Raw genomic sequence first — 15,303 nt, 5'->3', positions numbered from 1 at the left:
GCGGCGTCACGTCGCCGGGTGCGCCCTATGATCTTTCGCTATCTCTATTGGAGCACGGCACGCGGCTGCCAGCCCACCGCCGACGAGGTGTCGGATATCCTCGCCGCCTCGCGGCGCAACAACACGGTGGCCGACATTACCGGCCTGCTGCTGCTGCACGAGGGAAGCTACTTCCAGGTGCTCGAGGGCGAGGAGACGGTGGTGCGCGCCTGCTTCGCGCGGATCGGCCGCGATCCCCGCCATCACGGGCTGGTCACGCTGCGCGCGGGCGCCGAGCAAGAGCGCGCCTTTCCCCATTGGCGGATGGGCTTCGCCCGGCTCGACAGCCTGCCGGGCACATGCCGCGCCTCGGCGCTGGACCTGGCGAAGCTGGCACAGCGCGGCGAGGTGTCCGGCGAGCCCCGGATCGACCGCCTGATCCAGACCTTCCTCGCGGGCTTCCGCTCGCTGGGATACGAGGCCGGGCGCGAGTTGCGGGCAGAGGGCCTGACGGGTCAGTCGCGCACCATGCGCGATGGCAGCGCGCCGTAATCGCGCGCGCCCAGCTGGCCCATGTTGGCCTCCAGATCCTTGCGCAGCAAGTCCACCAGATGCGTCGGGCCGTCCGCCCCCAGCGCGGCGATCGCGTAGTGCCAGGGCCGTCCCATCATCACGAAATCCGCGCCGAGCGCGATGGCGCGCAGCATGTCGAGCCCGCCCTCGACGCCCCCGTCGAGGATCACCGGCAGCGTCGTGGCCGCGCGGATCGCGGGCAGCGCCTCGATCGTGGCGGGCGCGGCGTCGAACTGCCGGCCGGCATGGTTCGACACCCAGATCGCGTCCGCGCCCTCGGCCTGAAGCATGGCGGCGTCCTCGGCGCCCAGCACGCCCTTGACGACGAGCGGCCCCTCCCAGTTGTCCCGCAGCCAGCGCAGGTAATCGCGGTCTGGCGAGGTGCGCAGAAGGTAGCCCACATGCGCGTTCGAGGGCAGCGCGCCCGAGGCGAGACCCTCCTTGTAGGGATCGAGCGTTCGCATCCGGGGCATCCCCGCCCGCGCGGTGGCGAGCGCCCAGGCCGGACGCGCCGCCACCTGCAACGCCAGCCGCGGGGTAAGGCGCGGCGGGTTCGTCAGGCCAGAGCGCGTCTGGCGCTCGCGCCGGCTTGCCACCGGGACGTCAACGGTCAGCACCAGCGTGCGGAACCCCGCCGCCCGGGCGCGCCGCAGCATGTCGCGGCGGATGTCCTCGTCGCGCGGCGGATAGAGCTGGAACCAGCCGTTCTCCCCGGCCTCGGGCCCGACCTCCTCGGGGGCGGCGGTGGCGACGGTGGACAGCGTGTAGGGCAGCCCCGCCTGCGCCGCGGCGGCGGCGAGCCTGCGCTCCGCCCCGGGCCAGATCAGGCCCGACATCCCCACCGGCGCGACGCCGAAGGGCAGGGCGTGGCGGCGGCCCAGAAGCTCGACGGAAAGATCCGGCGCGATCTCCCCGTGCAGGATGGAGGGACGCAGCACGACCCGGTCGAGCGCGGCGCGGTTGCGCGCCTGCGTGGCCTCCGCGCCGGTGGCGCTGTCGAGATATTCCCAGACGAAGCGGGGCAGCCGCGCGCGGGCGCGGGCACGAAGGTCCGAGATGGCTGGGAAGCGTGCGTCGAGGGTCATCGGCAGCATGTTTCCGTCAGCGGCGGGGGATTGTCCAGCACGCGGGCGCGGCCCGCGCCGCGGGCGGAACATACGCCGAACAATTCTTTAAACCCGCCGCCGGCTGCGCTAGATTGCGCGCCATGAGCAGTTTCGACGACGCCGACGCCTTCGAGGCGGCCTCGCTGTCCGCCCGTGCCATGGCCGCGCGGCCTGCGCCCTATCTTCACGAGCTGAACGCCGCGCAGCGCGCCGCGGTGGAGGCGCTCGACGGGCCCGTGCTGATGCTGGCGGGCGCGGGCACGGGCAAGACCAAGGCGCTGACCACGCGCATCGCGCATCTTCTCAACACCGGCCGCGCGCGCCCGGACGAGATCCTGGCCGTGACCTTCACCAACAAGGCCGCGCGCGAGATGAAGGACCGCGTGGCGCGCCTTCTCGGCCACGCGGTGGAGGGGGTGCCCTGGCTCGGCACCTTCCACGCGATCTGCGTCAAGCTGCTGCGCCGCCATGCGGAGCTTGCGGGGCTCAAGCCGTCGTTCACGATCCTCGACACCGACGACCAGCTTCGCCTCCTCAAGCAGCTCGTCGCGGCCGAGGGGATCGACGAGAAGCGCTGGCCCGCGCGCCAGCTCGCCGGGATCATCGATCACTGGAAGAACCGCGCCTGGACGCCCGAGCGCGTGCCCGCCTCGGAGGCCGGTGCCTACAATCGCCGCGGCGTCGAGCTCTACGCTCAGTACCAGGCCCGCCTGAAGGAGCTGAACGCGGTCGATTTCGGCGACCTGCTGCTCCATGTCGTCACCATCTTCCAGACCCATGACGACGTGCTCGAGCGATACCGCCGCTGGTTCCGCTACATCCTCGTGGACGAGTACCAGGACACCAACGTCGCGCAGTATCTCTGGCTGCGACTACTGGCCGGCGGTCACCACAACATCTGCTGCGTGGGTGACGACGACCAGTCGATCTATGGCTGGCGCGGTGCGGAGGTGGGCAACATCCTGCGCTTCGAGACGGATTTCCCCGGCGCGAAGGTCGTCCGGCTGGAGCAGAACTACCGCTCGACCCCGCATATTCTCGCCGCCGCGTCGGGCGTGATCGCCGCCAACGAGGGGCGGCTCGGCAAGACGCTCTGGACCGAGGCCGAGGCGGGCGAGAAGGTCCGCCTCATCGGGCACTGGGACGGCGAGGAGGAGGCGCGCTGGATCGGCGAGGAGATCGAGGCGATGCAGGGCGGCACGCGGGGGATGCGGCCCTTCTCGCTCGACGAGATCGCGATCCTCGTGCGCGCCTCCCACCAGATGCGCGCCTTCGAGGACCGGTTCCTCACGATCGGCCTGCCTTACCGCGTGATCGGCGGGCCGCGCTTCTACGAGCGGATGGAGATCCGCGACGCGATGGCCTATTTCCGGCTCGTCGTCTCGCCCGCGGACGATCTGGCCTTCGAGCGGATCGTGAACACGCCCAAGCGCGGGCTCGGCGACAAGGCCCAGCAGAAGATCCGCGCCGCGGCGCGGGCCCGGGGCGTGAGCCTTCTGGAGGGCGCGCGGGCGCTGCTGGCCGAGAAGGGGCTCTCGGGCAAGGGCGCGGCGGAGCTTGCGAAGCTTCTCGACGGGCTCGACAGGTGGGGCCGGATGGCGGGCGATCCCGGCCTCAGCCATGTCGAACTGGCGGAGATCGTTCTCGACGAGTCGGGCTACACGGGCATGTGGCAGAACGACAAGACGCCCGAGGCGCCGGGGCGGCTCGACAACCTCAAGGAACTCGTCAAGGCGCTCGAGGAGTTCGAGAACCTCACCGGCTTCCTGGAGCATGTGAGCCTCATCATGGACAACGAGGCGGGCGCCGAGGGCGAGAAGGTCTCGGTGATGACGCTGCATGCCGCCAAGGGGCTGGAGTTCCCGGCCGTCTTCCTGCCGGGCTGGGAGGACGGGCTTTTCCCCTCGCAGCGGTCCATGGACGAGCAGGGCCTCAAGGGCCTCGAGGAAGAGCGCCGCCTCGCCTATGTCGGCATCACCCGCGCGGGCGAGCTCTGCACGATTTCCTTCGCCGGCAACCGGCGCGTCTTCGGCCAGTGGCAGTCGCAGATGCCCTCGCGCTTCATCGACGAGCTGCCGGAGGAGCATGTCGAGGTTCTGACGCCGCCGGGGCTTTACGGGGGCGGCTACGGTGCCGCGGCCACGGCGGGCATCGAGCGTCGCGCGGCCGAGGCCAACGCCTACAACTCTCCCGGCTGGCGCCGGATGCAGGAGCGCGCCGGCGCGCGCCCGGTCAGCCAGCCGCGCGAGACGCGCGGGCAGGTGATCGACCTCGAAGCGGTCAGCGCCCACAGCGTGGGTGATCGCGTTTTCCACCAGAAGTTCGGCTACGGCACGATCAAGGGCATCGAGGGCGACAAGCTCGAGGTCGCCTTCGAGAAGGCGGGCGACAAGAAAGTGGTCGCCCGCTACGTCACCGGCGCCGACGACGTCCCGTTCTGAGGCAAGCCGAACCACCGGCGGAACCGCGCCCGCCCGGGCTTGAAAATCGCTTTCGTCTGACGGGGAATCGGCTACGCTCGGTCTTGTCAGGGTGCCGCGGCGCGTGCGTCGCGGAGAATTGGGAAGCCGGTGAGACCCCGGCGCTGCCCCCGCAACGGTGAGGGCGGGATGCGACAGGCAATGCCACTGGGACCGCTCCCGGGAAGGCGCCTGGCGCGGGGCCATTGGCCCCACCCGCCCCGAGCCCGGAAACCAGCCCTGGCATGACGTCGAACCGCGGGTGGCGGTGTGGGCGGGGACGTCGCGCGGCGCCGCCGCGGTGCTGTCCCGCTCTTTCAGTCATCCGCTCCAATGGCCGCGGGGCGCGGCCCGGGAGATGAGAGATGGGTGACCGGACGGGCCGCGCAGGCCGGCGGGCAGGGCGCAAATGACGGCGCTGGCGATCATGGACGGGCTGCAAAGGCTCGCGCGAGAGGGCGACGCGGCCGAGCAGGCCGCGCGGCTCGGGTTCCTCGAATGGGTTTTTGCCCTCTCGGCGGACACCAGCCCGCAGCAGGCGGCGAGCCGGGCGCTCGACGGGCTCGACCCGCCCGAGGCGCCCAGCGCCGCCGCGGCGGCCTTCCTGGAGTTTCTGGAACAGGCGACGCGGCCGAGCGTCGTGGGCGCGACTCGCCGGGGCGGGGCGCGCGGACGCCGTCGCGCGCTGCACTGACGCGCCGGCGCCGCGCCGCGACGGGAAATCACGGGACATCCCGTTTTTCGAAGCTTGGGAAAGAGAAACGGCGACGCCCGGGAGGAGGAGGAAGGCGCCGCCGTTTCGATCTCGAAGGCCCCAGGGAGGAGGAGAGGGGGCGCTTCGATCCTGTGTCCGCATCCCGCACCCGAGGGCGACGGGCTGCGTCGTATAAGGTGCGGCGGCATCGGGGAGGAGGAGAGATGCCGCCGCCAGTTTTCAGAAAACCCAGGGAGGAGGAGAGGGTTTCCTGATCCGTATGTCTGCGGGCGCCTGCCTTGCGTGTTGGCGTCAACCTGCGCCGCGTTCCTTCCAAAGATACGTTTATGCTGCGCTTGCACAATAGCCGGCGGCTCAATGCTGCTATGCGGCAAATGCATATGACATACTGACCTTTTCCGGGCACCGCTGCCCGTTCCTTGTGCGCTTCTTGAACGCTTGGGCTCGCCTGCCCACGTTGCGCCCGGGCTTGCCTGGAAGATGGGCGGCCCGTGCACGGCGACGCCCGCTCATTTCCCGTCGATGGCATCCGGCGGAATGCCGGAACGCCCGACTCGCGCCCGGCGAGCGATTCGCCCGGGCCGGGCGACGGATCTTCGGCGACGCGACAGTTTTCTGGATACGGCTGGGAAATCATGGGCCGAAAAGGGAGTCCGGAAATTCGCACCATATATGGAGCAATTTTCAGGGATGGTCATATATATTGTATTTCAGTCCCGCGGGAGCATGGCAAAAGCCGCTCATGCAAGGCGGTGACGCGTCTGTGGTTGCCTGTCGTCCCACAAAAACTTGTTGATTTCCATGAATTCCCATGGCATCCCTTTTCTCACGATGAGGGACGGGACGAAGGGGCGGAAAAGAACCCCGAACAAGGCTCCCATAAAAAGTCAGGTTTCATACAGGCACCCCGCTTTCATCGTGAAAGAGAGATCCGGTGCGCGGGCGAGCAGACATCCCCCCAGGTGGCGCGCGCAGCCGGACACCCCGGCGACGGGACGAGGGCGGCGGATCGGGCTTTGGCAGCAGCTCGATCCGCCGTTTTCGTAAGGCGCCGGGCCTTCGGGGGCGAAGGTTGAAAGGGCGGTAGGGACAGTGGGCCGCAGGTTCAGAGGCGAGAGCCGCAACAAGGTGGACGCGAAGGGCCGGGTGTCGATCCCGGCCTCGTTCCGCCGCGTGCTCGAGGCCGCCGACCCGAACTGGACCGATGGGCTCAACCCCGAACTGGTGATCGTCTACGGCGACCACCGCCGCAATTACCTCGAATGCTACACCATGGAGGCGATCGCCGAGGTCGACGAGAAGATCGACGCGATGCCGCGCGGCTCGATGCAGCGCAAGATGCTGCAACGCCTCTTCCACGGCCAGAGCTATCCCACCAACGTGGACGAGACCGGCCGCCTCGTGCTGCCGGCGAAGCTGCGCCAGAAGATCGGGCTCGAGGGCGAGGCGTTCTTCATCGCCGCCGGCGACACGTTCCAGATCTGGAAGCCCGAGACCTACGACGCCGAAGAGCTGGCGCGGACCGAAGCCTGGCTCGACGAGCTGCCCGAGGATTTCGACCCGCTGATGCTGCTGGACGATCCGCAGCCCGGCGGCCCGGCGGGGGCGTAGGCCATGACCTGCCCGGCCGCGTCCGCCCCGAGCTCCGCGCCGCCCCATGTTCCGGTCCTGCTCGGCCCGCTTCTCGATCTCGTGGCGCCGGTGCGCGGCGTCTGGCTCGACGGCACCTTCGGTGCGGGCGGCTATGCCCGCGCGCTGCTGGAAGCGGGCGCGAACAAGGTCATCGCGATGGATCGCGATCCGCTCGCCTTCGAACTCGCGGCGGGATGGGCCGGCGGGTATGGCGACCGTCTGGAGATGGTCGAGGACGTCTTCTCGAGGCTCGATGATTACGGCAGCGACCTCGCCGGGGTGGTGCTGGATCTCGGCGTCTCCTCCATGCAGCTCGACCGCGCCGAGCGCGGCTTTTCCTTCCAGAAGGAGGGGCCGCTCGACATGCGCATGGGGCGGGAGGGCCCGACGGCGGCCGATATCGTCAACGCCGCCTCCGAGAGGGAGCTGGCCGACATCCTCTTTCTCTACGGCTAGGAGCGCGCGAGCCGGCGCATCGCCCGCGCCATCCTGCGCGCGCGCGCCGAGGCGCCGATCGAGACGACGCTCGATCTCGCCCGCGTCGTCGAGGCCTGCCTTCCGCGGGCGAAGCCGGGGCAGGCGCACCCCGCCACCCGCAGTTTCCAGGCGCTCAGGATCGCCGTGAACGACGAGTTCGGGGAGCTGTTCCAAGGTCTCGTCGCCGCCGAGCGCGCGCTTGCGCCCGGCGGCGCGCTCGCCGTGGTGACCTTCCATTCCATCGAGGACCGGATGGTGAAGCGCTTTTTCCAGGCGCGGGCGGGCTCCACCGGCGCGGCCAATCGCTTCGCGCCGGCGGGCACCCCCGAGCGTGCGCGCTTCGAGATCCTCACGCGCAAGGCGGTCGGCCCGACGCGGAGGAGCTTGCCCGCAACCCCCGCGCGCGTTCGGCCCGGCTTCGGGGGGCGCGCCGCACCGATGCGCCCGCGGGCGTCCCCGATCCCGCCCGGATCGGCATGCCGGTCGTGAAAGGATAGACCAGATGCGCGCCCTGCTTTTCGTGACCACCGCGTGCACCGTGATCGGGCTCGCCTTCTGGGCCTACCACCAGAACTATCGCACCCAGCAGGCCATCGCCGAGACGGAGGCCCTGCAGCGCCAGATCGCCGAGACGCGGGCGCGCTTCGCGGTGCTGCGGGCCGAATGGGCCTATCTCAACCGGCCCGACCGGCTGATGGAGCTTGCCGAGATGAACTTCGACACGCTCGGTCTTCTGCCCTTCCGGCCCGAGCAGTTCGGCCGCGTCGAGCAGGTCGCCTATCCTGCTGAGGACGCGCCCGAGCCCATCGCCAACGTGGTCGAGATTTCCGAGCAGGGAGAGTCGACGCCATGATCCGCAAGCCGCTGCGCCCGCTCGCCCGGATCCTCGAGGCCCGCGCCAGGGGCGAAAGCCCCGACGCGATCGAGCGCGAGAACATCCGCCTGCGCCACGAGGAGATGCGCGACCGGCTGCGCCAGCGCGCCGAGGCGCGGCTGCTGGTGCTGGGCGTGGCCTTCGTCTTCGCCTTCGCCCTCGTGGGCGGGCGGACCGCGCATCTCGCGGCTTCAGAGCCCGAGGAGCCGCGCGTGCGCGCGCCGGGCGCCTCCATCCTCGCGCAGCGCGCCGACATCACCGACCGGCACGGCCGGGTGCTGGCCACCAACATGGGCACGCACAGCCTTTACGCGCAGCCGCCCCTGATGGTGGACCCCGACACGGCCGCGCGCGAGCTTGCGCGGATCTTCCCGGACCTCGATGCCGAGAAGCTGCGCGCCGATTTCACGGGCGCGCGCAAGTTCCTGTGGATCAAGCGAAAGATCAGCCCCGAGCAGAAGCAGGCGGTGCACGACATCGGCGAGCCGGGGCTGCTTTTCGGGCCGCGCGAGATGCGGCTTTATCCCAACGGACGCCTCGCGGCGCATGTGCTGGGCGGGGCGGGCTTCGGGCGCGAGGGCGTGCACGCCGCAGAGGTGATCGGCGTCGCGGGCGTGGAAAAGACCTTCGACGCGCGCCTGCGCGACCCGGCCCGTGCGGGCGCGCCGCTCGCGCTGTCGCTCGACCTCACGGTGCAGGCCGCCGCAGAGCGCGTGCTGGACGGCGGCATGCGGCTTCTTAATGCCAAGGGCGCGGCCGCGGTGCTGATGGACGTGAAGACCGGAGAGATCGTCAGCCTGGTGAGCCTGCCGGATTTCGATCCCAACGACCGGCCCGCGCCGCCGCCGCGCGGGGAGGCCGCCGACAGCCCGCTTTTCAACCGCGCGGTGCAGGGCGTCTACGAGCTCGGCTCCACCTTCAAGACCTTCACGGCGGTGCAGGCGCTCGAGCTGGGGCTCGCCGATGACGACACGCTGATCGACACCTCGGGGCCGATGCGGGTGTCCGGTTTCGCGATCCGGGAGTTCCGCAACAAGGATTACGGCGAGCAGACCGTGGACGGCATCCTCGTGCACAGCTCGAACCGGGGGACGGCGCGGCTCGCCCTGCAGATCGGGCCGGAGCGCCAGCGCGCGTTTCTCGACCGTCTGGGCCTGCTCGAGCCGGTTCCCGTCGAGATGCCCGAGGCGGCGCAGGGCGCGCCGCTGCTGCCCGAACGCTGGACGGATCTTTCGGCGGTGACGATCTCCTACGGGCACGGGCTTTCGGTCACGCCGCTCCACCTCGCCGCGGGCTACGCGGCGATCGCCAATGGCGGCTTTCGCGTGACGCCGACGCTGCTGCGCCAGGACGCCCCCCGCCTCGGCGAGCGGGTGATGACGGCCGCCTCGGCGGACAAGGCGCGCACCATGCTGCGCCGCGTGGTCACCGAGGGCACCGCGAGCCTGGGCGAGGTGCGCGGCTATCGCGTCGGCGGCAAGACCGGGACCGCCGACAAGCCGCGCAAGGCCGGTGGCGGTTATTACGAGGACAAGGTGATCGCCGTCTTCGCCTCGATCTTTCCCGCCGACGACCCGCGATACGTGCTCGTCGTGGCGCTCGACGAACCGGTGGAGACCTCGGGCGCGGAACCGCGGCGTTCGGCGGGCTGGACGGCGGTGCCCGTGGCCGCCGAGATGATCCGCCGCGTCGCGCCGATCCTGGGGCTGCGGCCCGAGATTGAACCCGCCCCGCAGACTGGTGTAACGCTCACCGCCAACTGAAGGCACGGCACGCGTGCCGGGGCGGCGGGCAGGCATGGCACGAACGGAGCGGCAGGGCATGGGCGAGCGGGAGAAGGGCCTTTCGGAACTGGGCCTGACCGCGCAAGGCGGCCGTGCGGCCCGCGTCACCGGGATTTCCGTGGACAGCCGCAAGGTCGCGCCCGGCCATCTTTTCGCGGCGCTGCCGGGCACGCGCGCCCACGGCGCGGCGTTCCTGCCCGCCGCGCTTGCGAAGGGCGCCGCGGCGGTGCTCACGGATGCCGAGGGCGCGCGCCTCGCCGCCGAGCCGCTCGAGGCCTCCGATGCCGCGCTCGTGGTGGCCGAGGACCCGCGCCAGGCGCTCGCCCGCGCCGCGGCGCTCTGGTTCGGCGTGCAGCCCGAGGTGATGGCGGCGGTGACCGGAACCAACGGCAAGACCTCCGTCGCCAGCTTCCTGCGCCAGATCTGGACCGCGCTGGGCGAGGTCGCGGTCAATCTCGGCACCACCGGCGTGGAGGGCGCGTGGGATCACCCGCTCGGCCACACCACGCCAGAGCCCGTGACGCTTCACCGCGTGCTCGCCGAGGCCGCCGCCGCGGGCGTGACCCACGCGGCGATGGAGGCGTCCTCCCACGGGCTCGAGCAGCGCCGCCTCGACGGCGTGGTGCTGCGCGCCGCGGGGTTTTCCAGCTTCAGCCAGGATCATCTCGACTACCACGAGAGCCTGGAGGCGTATTTCGAGGCCAAGGCCGGGCTCTTTTCCCGCGTGCTGCCCGAGGACGGGGTGGCCGTGGTCAACCTCGACGCGGCGCGGGGCGAGGATGTCGCCCGGATCGCCCGCGCCCGCGGGCAGCGCGTGATCGGCGTGGGCCGGGGCGAGGCGGCCGATCTGCGCATCCTCGCGCAGCGCTGCGAGCCCCAGGGCCAGGAACTGCGCCTGTCCTGGGAGGGCCGCGCCTTCCAGGCGAAGCTCGCGCTCGTGGGCGATTTCCAGGCGTGGAACGCGGCGCTCGCGGCCGGGCTCGCCATCGGTTGCGGCGCCGAGGCCGAGCGCGTCCTTGCGTCGCTGCCCGCGCTCTCCACCGTGCGCGGGCGGATGCAGCTTGCCGCCGCGCGCGCGAACGGGGCCGGCGTCTACGTCGATTACGCGCACACCCCCGACGCCATCGCGACCGCGCTGCGCGCGCTGCGGCCGCATGTGATGGGGCGGCTCGTCGCGGTGATCGGCGCAGGAGGCGACCGCGACACCACCAAGCGCGCGCCCATGGGCGCGGCGGCGGCCGCGCATGCCGATCTCGTCATCGTCACCGACGACAATCCGCGTTCGGAGGCGCCGGCGGCGATCCGCGCCGCGGTGATGGAAGGCGCCCCCGGCGCGGCCGAGGTGGGCGATCGGGCCGAGGCGATCCTGCGGGCCGTGGCAGCGCTCGGCCCCGGCGACGCGCTCTTGATCTGCGGGAAGGGCCACGAGACGGGCCAGGAGGTCGCGGGCACGGTCTATCCCTTCGACGACGCCGAACAGGCGAGCCTCGCCGTCGCCGCGCTCGAAGGGCGGGCGCCGTGACGCTCTGGACCTCCACCGACGCCGCCCGCGCCACCGGCGGGCGCGCGACCCGCGACTGGGCCGCCACGGGCGTCTCCATCGATACCCGCACGCTCGCGCCCGGCGACCTCTTCGTGGCGCTCACCGCGGCGCGGGACGGCCACGACTTCGTGGCCGACGCGCTGGCGAGGGGGGCCGCGGCGGCGATGGTCGTGCGCGTGCCCGAGGACGTGGCCGGCGACGCGCCGCTGCTGGTCGTGGAGGATGTGCAGGCCGCGCTCGAGGCGCTCGGTGCCGCGGCGCGCGCGCGCGCCACCGGGTGCAGGGTGGTCGCCGTGACCGGCTCGGTCGGCAAGACCTCGACCAAGGAGATGCTGAAGACGGTCTGCGCCGGGCAGGGGGCGACGCACGCCTCGGTGGCGAGCTACAACAATCACTGGGGCGTGCCGCTCACGCTCGCCCGGATGCCCGCCGACACGCGCTATGCCGTCATCGAGATCGGCATGAACGCGCCGGGCGAGATCGCGCCCTTGGCGCGCCAGGCGCGCCCCGACGTGGCGGTGATCACCACGGTCGCGCCCGCGCATCTCGGCGCCTTCGGCAGCCTGGAGGGCATCGCGGCCGAGAAGGCCTCGATCATGGCGGGGCTTCGCCCCGGCGGCACGGCGGTCGTGAACGGAGACCTCGACACCTCACCCCTTCTCGAGGCGGCGGCGCGGCGGGCGGGCGCACGCCGCGTGGTCACCTTCGGCGAGGCGGCGCGCAACCACCACCGGCTGCTCCGCGCCACCATCCGCGACACCGCCACCGTCTGCGAGGCGCGCGCCTGGCGGGCCCCGATCCTTTACAAGGTGCAGGCGCCGGGGCGGCATTTCGCGCTCAACGCGCTTGCCGTGCTCGCCGCGGGCTGGGCGCTCGGCCTCGACCGCGCGGTGGCGATCGCGGACCTCGCCCGTTGGCGGCCGGTCGCCGGGCGCGGCGCGCGCGAGGTCGTGCGGTTCGATCCCGTGGACAGCCGCCTGGCCATCGACCTCATCGACGAGGCCTACAACGCCAACCCGGCCTCCGTCGGCGCGGCGCTCGAGGTGCTGGCGGGCGCCGAGGTGCGCCACGACGTCGGGCGCAAGGCGCGGGGGCGGCGGGTGGCCTATCTCGGCGACATGAAGGAGCTCGGTGGCGGCGAGGCCGAGATGCACGCCGCGCTGGCCCGGCACCCGGCGATGGCCGGGATCGACGTGGTCCACACCGTGGGCCCGCTCGCGCGGCACCTGTGGGAAGCGCTGCCGCCCGCAAAGCGCGGCCGGCACGCGACGCGCGCGCAGGAGATGGCCGCCGGCGTGCGACGCGATCTCGACGCGGGCGACGTGGTCATGGTCAAGGGGTCGCTTTCCACCGGGCTTTCGGCCGTTGTTGACGCTGTGCGGAAACTCGGGCATCCCGCCGCGCAAGCCCTTTCGGGAGACGAGTAGATGCTCTACTGGCTCACGCTGCTGAGCGACGGCGGGGATGTGTTCAACCTCTTCCGCTACATTACCTTCCGGGCGGGCGGCGCCTTTCTGACCGCGCTGCTGTTCGGCTTCCTGTTCGGACCGCCGCTCATCAACGTGCTGCGCCGGCGCCAGGGCAAGGGCCAGCCGATCCGCTCGGACGGGCCGGAAACCCATGTCACGAAGGCGGGCACGCCCACCATGGGCGGGCTGCTGATCGTGGGCGCGCTCACCGTCTCGACCCTGCTCTGGGCGCGGCTCGACAACGGGTATGTCTGGATCGTGCTCTTCGTCACGCTGGCCTTCGGACTGATCGGCTTCGCCGACGACTACGCCAAGGTGTCGCGGCAGAACGTGAAGGGCGTGCCGGGCCGGCTGCGGGTCGCGCTCGGCGTCCTGATCGCGGGCATCGCGGCCTTCTGGGCGGCCCAGCTGCACCCCGCGGAGTTGACCAACCAGCTCGCCCTGCCGGTCTTCAAGGACACGCTGGTCAATCTGGGCATCTTCTTCGTGCCTTTCGCGATGGTGGTGATCGTGGGCGCGGCCAACGCCGTGAACCTGACCGACGGGCTCGACGGGCTCGCCATCATGCCCTCGATGATCGCGGCGGGCACGCTCGGCGTGATCGCCTACGCGGTGGGGCGGGTGGACTTCACCGAGTATCTCGACGTCCACTACGTGCCGGGCACCGGAGAGATCCTGATCTTCACCGCCGGGCTGATCGGCGGCGGCCTCGGCTTCCTGTGGTACAACGCGCCGCCCGCGGCGGTCTTCATGGGCGACACCGGAAGCCTCGCGCTGGGCGGCGCGCTGGGCGCGATCGCGGTGGCCACCAAGCACGAGATCGTGCTGGCCATCGTGGGCGGGCTCTTCGTGGTCGAGGCGCTGTCGGTCATCATCCAGGTGCTCTACTTCAAGCGCACTGGCAAGCGCGTCTTCCTGATGGCGCCCATTCACCACCATTACGAGAAGAAGGGCTGGGCCGAGCCCACCATCGTGATCCGTTTCTGGATCATCTCGCTGATCCTCGCCGTGATCGGGCTGGCCACCCTCAAGGTGCGGTGATGCGCGGGCGGCGCGCGATCGTGAAGGCGGGCAAGGGGGCGCTGCCCCCGTCGCGCGCGGGGCGCGCGACTCCCCCGGAGTATTTGGATCCAAGAAGAAGAAGGACGGCGCCCGGTGCGCGGCGCCGACGCGGGAGGCCCGCATGATCCCGGTCTCCGGATTTGCCGGCCAGCGGGTCGCGGTGCTCGGGCTGGGACGGTCCGGGCTGTCGGCCGCACGAAGCCTCGCGGCGGGGGGCGCCCGCCCGCTTCTCTGGGACGACAGCCCCGAGGCGCGGGCGCGCGCCGAGGCGGAGGGCCTGCCGCTTCACGATCTCTCAAGCGCGGGCGCCTTCGAGGGCGTCGCGCGGCTCGTGCTTTCTCCGGGCAGCCCGCATCTCTATCCGGCGCCGCACCCGGTGGTGGCGGCGGCGGTCGCGGCGGGGATACCGGTCGACAACGACGTGGGCCTTTTCTTCGCCTCCCTCGGGCGCGGCGACTGGGACGGCTTCGACACGCCGCCGAGGGTGGTGGCCGTCACCGGCTCGAACGGAAAGTCCACCACCGCGGCGCTGATCCACCATGTCCTGGGCGAGGCCGGGCGGCCCGCGCAGCTTGCCGGGAACATCGGGCGCGGCGTGCTCGACATCGACCCGCCCGGCGAGGCGGAGGTGATCGTGCTCGAGCTTTCCTCCTACCAGACGGAACTCGCCCGCGCGCTCACGCCCGATATCGCGGTGTTCACGAACCTGACCCCAGACCACCTCGAGCGTCACGGCGGGCTCGGCGGCTATTTCGCCGCGAAGCGGCGGCTCTTCGCCGAAGGCGGCCCGGACCGCGCGGTGATCGGGGTGGACGAGCCGGAGGGCCGCTTCCTCGCCGGCCAGCTCGCCGAGGCGCCGGGGGACGACCGGGTGATCCGCGTCTCGGGCGAGGGCAAGCTCGCCGGACCGGGCTGGTCGGTCTGCGCGCGCAAGGGGTTTCTGGCGGAGTGGCGCAAGGCGCGGCAGGTGGCCTCGGTCGACCTGCGCGGGATCAAGGGCCTTCCCGGCGCGCACAACCACCAGAATGCCTGCGCAGCCTACGCCGCGGCGCGCGCGCTCGGGCTCGGCCCGCGCCAGATCGAGGCGGGGTTCGCGAGTTTCGCGGGCCTGCCGCACCGCAGCCAGGTCATCGCCGAGGCAGGCGGGGTCACTGACGTCAACGATTCCAAGGCCACCAACGTCGACAGCGCGGCACGCGCGCTCGGCGCGTTCCCGCGGATCCGCTGGATCTGCGGTGGGCTGGAGAAGACGGGCGGGCGCTCGGCGCTCGAGGGGCGCATGGGCGCGGTGGTGAAGGCCTACGTCATCGGCCGCGAGGCAGAGCGCTTCGCGGTGGCGCTTCGCGGTGTGGACACGGAGGTCTGCAGCGTCATGGGCCGCGCGGTGGAGCGCGCCATGGAAGAGGCGGAGCCGGGCGACACGGTGCTGCTTGCGCCGGCCGCCGCGAGCTTCGACCAGTACGACAACTTCGAGCAGCGCGGCGAGGATTTCATCGCCGAGGTGCGCGCCCGGCTGGGCTGAGGCGCAGCATGCGCGGTCTTTGCGCTGGCGCGCGGGCGGTGTTTTCGTTATCCTTTCGTCCAAGTCCCGCCAAAAGGGACACGGACAGAGGCAGCGAGCGGCAGGACC

The 15,303-nt window shown here is 71.5% G+C and carries 11 protein-coding genes, 1 pseudogene and 1 riboswitch; of the genes and pseudogenes, 11 read left to right on the top strand and 1 reads right to left on the bottom strand.

Annotated features, from left to right (window positions below; genetic code table 11):
* Positions 1–27: 27 nt before the first annotated feature.
* Positions 28–531: a BLUF domain-containing protein gene (locus AB6A65_RS02400; protein WP_371036750.1), complete on the top strand. Its 504-nt coding sequence runs from the start codon at positions 28–30 to the stop codon at positions 529–531.
* Here AB6A65_RS02400 and AB6A65_RS02395 read toward each other — a convergent pair.
* Positions 495–1,646 carry an alpha-hydroxy acid oxidase gene (locus AB6A65_RS02395; protein WP_371036749.1) on the bottom strand — a complete coding sequence of 384 codons (1,152 nt, stop codon included), beginning with the start codon at positions 1,644–1,646 and terminating at the stop codon, positions 495–497. The genes AB6A65_RS02400 and AB6A65_RS02395 overlap by 37 nt on opposite strands.
* Before the next feature lie 113 nt (positions 1,647–1,759).
* Here AB6A65_RS02395 and AB6A65_RS02390 point away from each other — a divergent pair, with 113 nt between their 5' ends.
* The 10 genes and pseudogenes from AB6A65_RS02390 (at position 1,760) to murD (ending at position 15,195) form a co-directional block, all read left to right on the top strand.
* A complete protein-coding gene (locus AB6A65_RS02390; protein ID WP_371036748.1) occupies positions 1,760–4,099 on the top strand; it encodes an ATP-dependent helicase in 2,340 nt (779 codons plus the stop codon).
* Positions 4,100–4,171: 72 nt separating this feature from the next.
* Positions 4,172–4,375, top strand: a riboswitch (cobalamin riboswitch).
* 151 nt (positions 4,376–4,526) lie between these two features.
* Entirely contained in the window at positions 4,527–4,811 is a 285-nt protein-coding gene (locus AB6A65_RS02385) for a hypothetical protein (protein WP_371036747.1), read from the top strand.
* A 1,113-nt stretch (positions 4,812–5,924) separates the two neighbouring features.
* Entirely contained in the window at positions 5,925–6,443 is a 519-nt protein-coding gene (gene mraZ / locus AB6A65_RS02380; protein WP_371036746.1) for a division/cell wall cluster transcriptional repressor MraZ, read from the top strand.
* Positions 6,444–6,446: 3 nt separating this feature from the next.
* Positions 6,447–7,438, top strand: a pseudogene (gene rsmH / locus AB6A65_RS02375) (16S rRNA (cytosine(1402)-N(4))-methyltransferase RsmH).
* A gap of 5 nt (positions 7,439–7,443) precedes the next feature.
* The gene (locus tag AB6A65_RS02370) at positions 7,444–7,794 is read left to right on the top strand and encodes a cell division protein FtsL (RefSeq protein ID WP_371036745.1); all 351 of its coding nucleotides are present in this window, start codon (positions 7,444–7,446) and stop codon (positions 7,792–7,794) included.
* A complete protein-coding gene (locus AB6A65_RS02365) occupies positions 7,791–9,578 on the top strand; it encodes a peptidoglycan D,D-transpeptidase FtsI family protein (protein WP_371036744.1) in 1,788 nt (595 codons plus the stop codon). Before AB6A65_RS02370 ends, AB6A65_RS02365 begins: the two co-directional genes overlap by 4 nt.
* Before the next feature lie 58 nt (positions 9,579–9,636).
* Positions 9,637–11,121 (top strand): UDP-N-acetylmuramoyl-L-alanyl-D-glutamate--2,6-diaminopimelate ligase, encoded by a 1,485-nt coding sequence (locus AB6A65_RS02360; protein ID WP_371036812.1) that lies wholly within the window; start codon positions 9,637–9,639, stop codon positions 11,119–11,121.
* A complete protein-coding gene (murF, locus tag AB6A65_RS02355) occupies positions 11,118–12,569 on the top strand; it encodes a UDP-N-acetylmuramoyl-tripeptide--D-alanyl-D-alanine ligase (protein ID WP_371036743.1) in 1,452 nt (483 codons plus the stop codon). Before AB6A65_RS02360 ends, murF begins: the two co-directional genes overlap by 4 nt.
* The gene (gene mraY, locus AB6A65_RS02350) at positions 12,570–13,652 is read left to right on the top strand and encodes a phospho-N-acetylmuramoyl-pentapeptide-transferase (RefSeq protein WP_371036742.1); all 1,083 of its coding nucleotides are present in this window, start codon (positions 12,570–12,572) and stop codon (positions 13,650–13,652) included.
* A gap of 142 nt (positions 13,653–13,794) precedes the next feature.
* Positions 13,795–15,195: a UDP-N-acetylmuramoyl-L-alanine--D-glutamate ligase gene (gene murD, locus AB6A65_RS02345; RefSeq protein ID WP_371036741.1), complete on the top strand. Its 1,401-nt coding sequence runs from the start codon at positions 13,795–13,797 to the stop codon at positions 15,193–15,195.
* Positions 15,196–15,303: the final 108 nt, after the last annotated feature.

Origin of the sequence: Rhodosalinus sp. FB01 (genome assembly GCF_041365715.1) — a bacterium.
Classification (GTDB): domain Bacteria; phylum Pseudomonadota; class Alphaproteobacteria; order Rhodobacterales; family Rhodobacteraceae; genus Rhodosalinus.
Note: the sequence above shows the minus strand (reverse complement) of the source record. Positions and strands in the feature narration are given on the sequence as shown.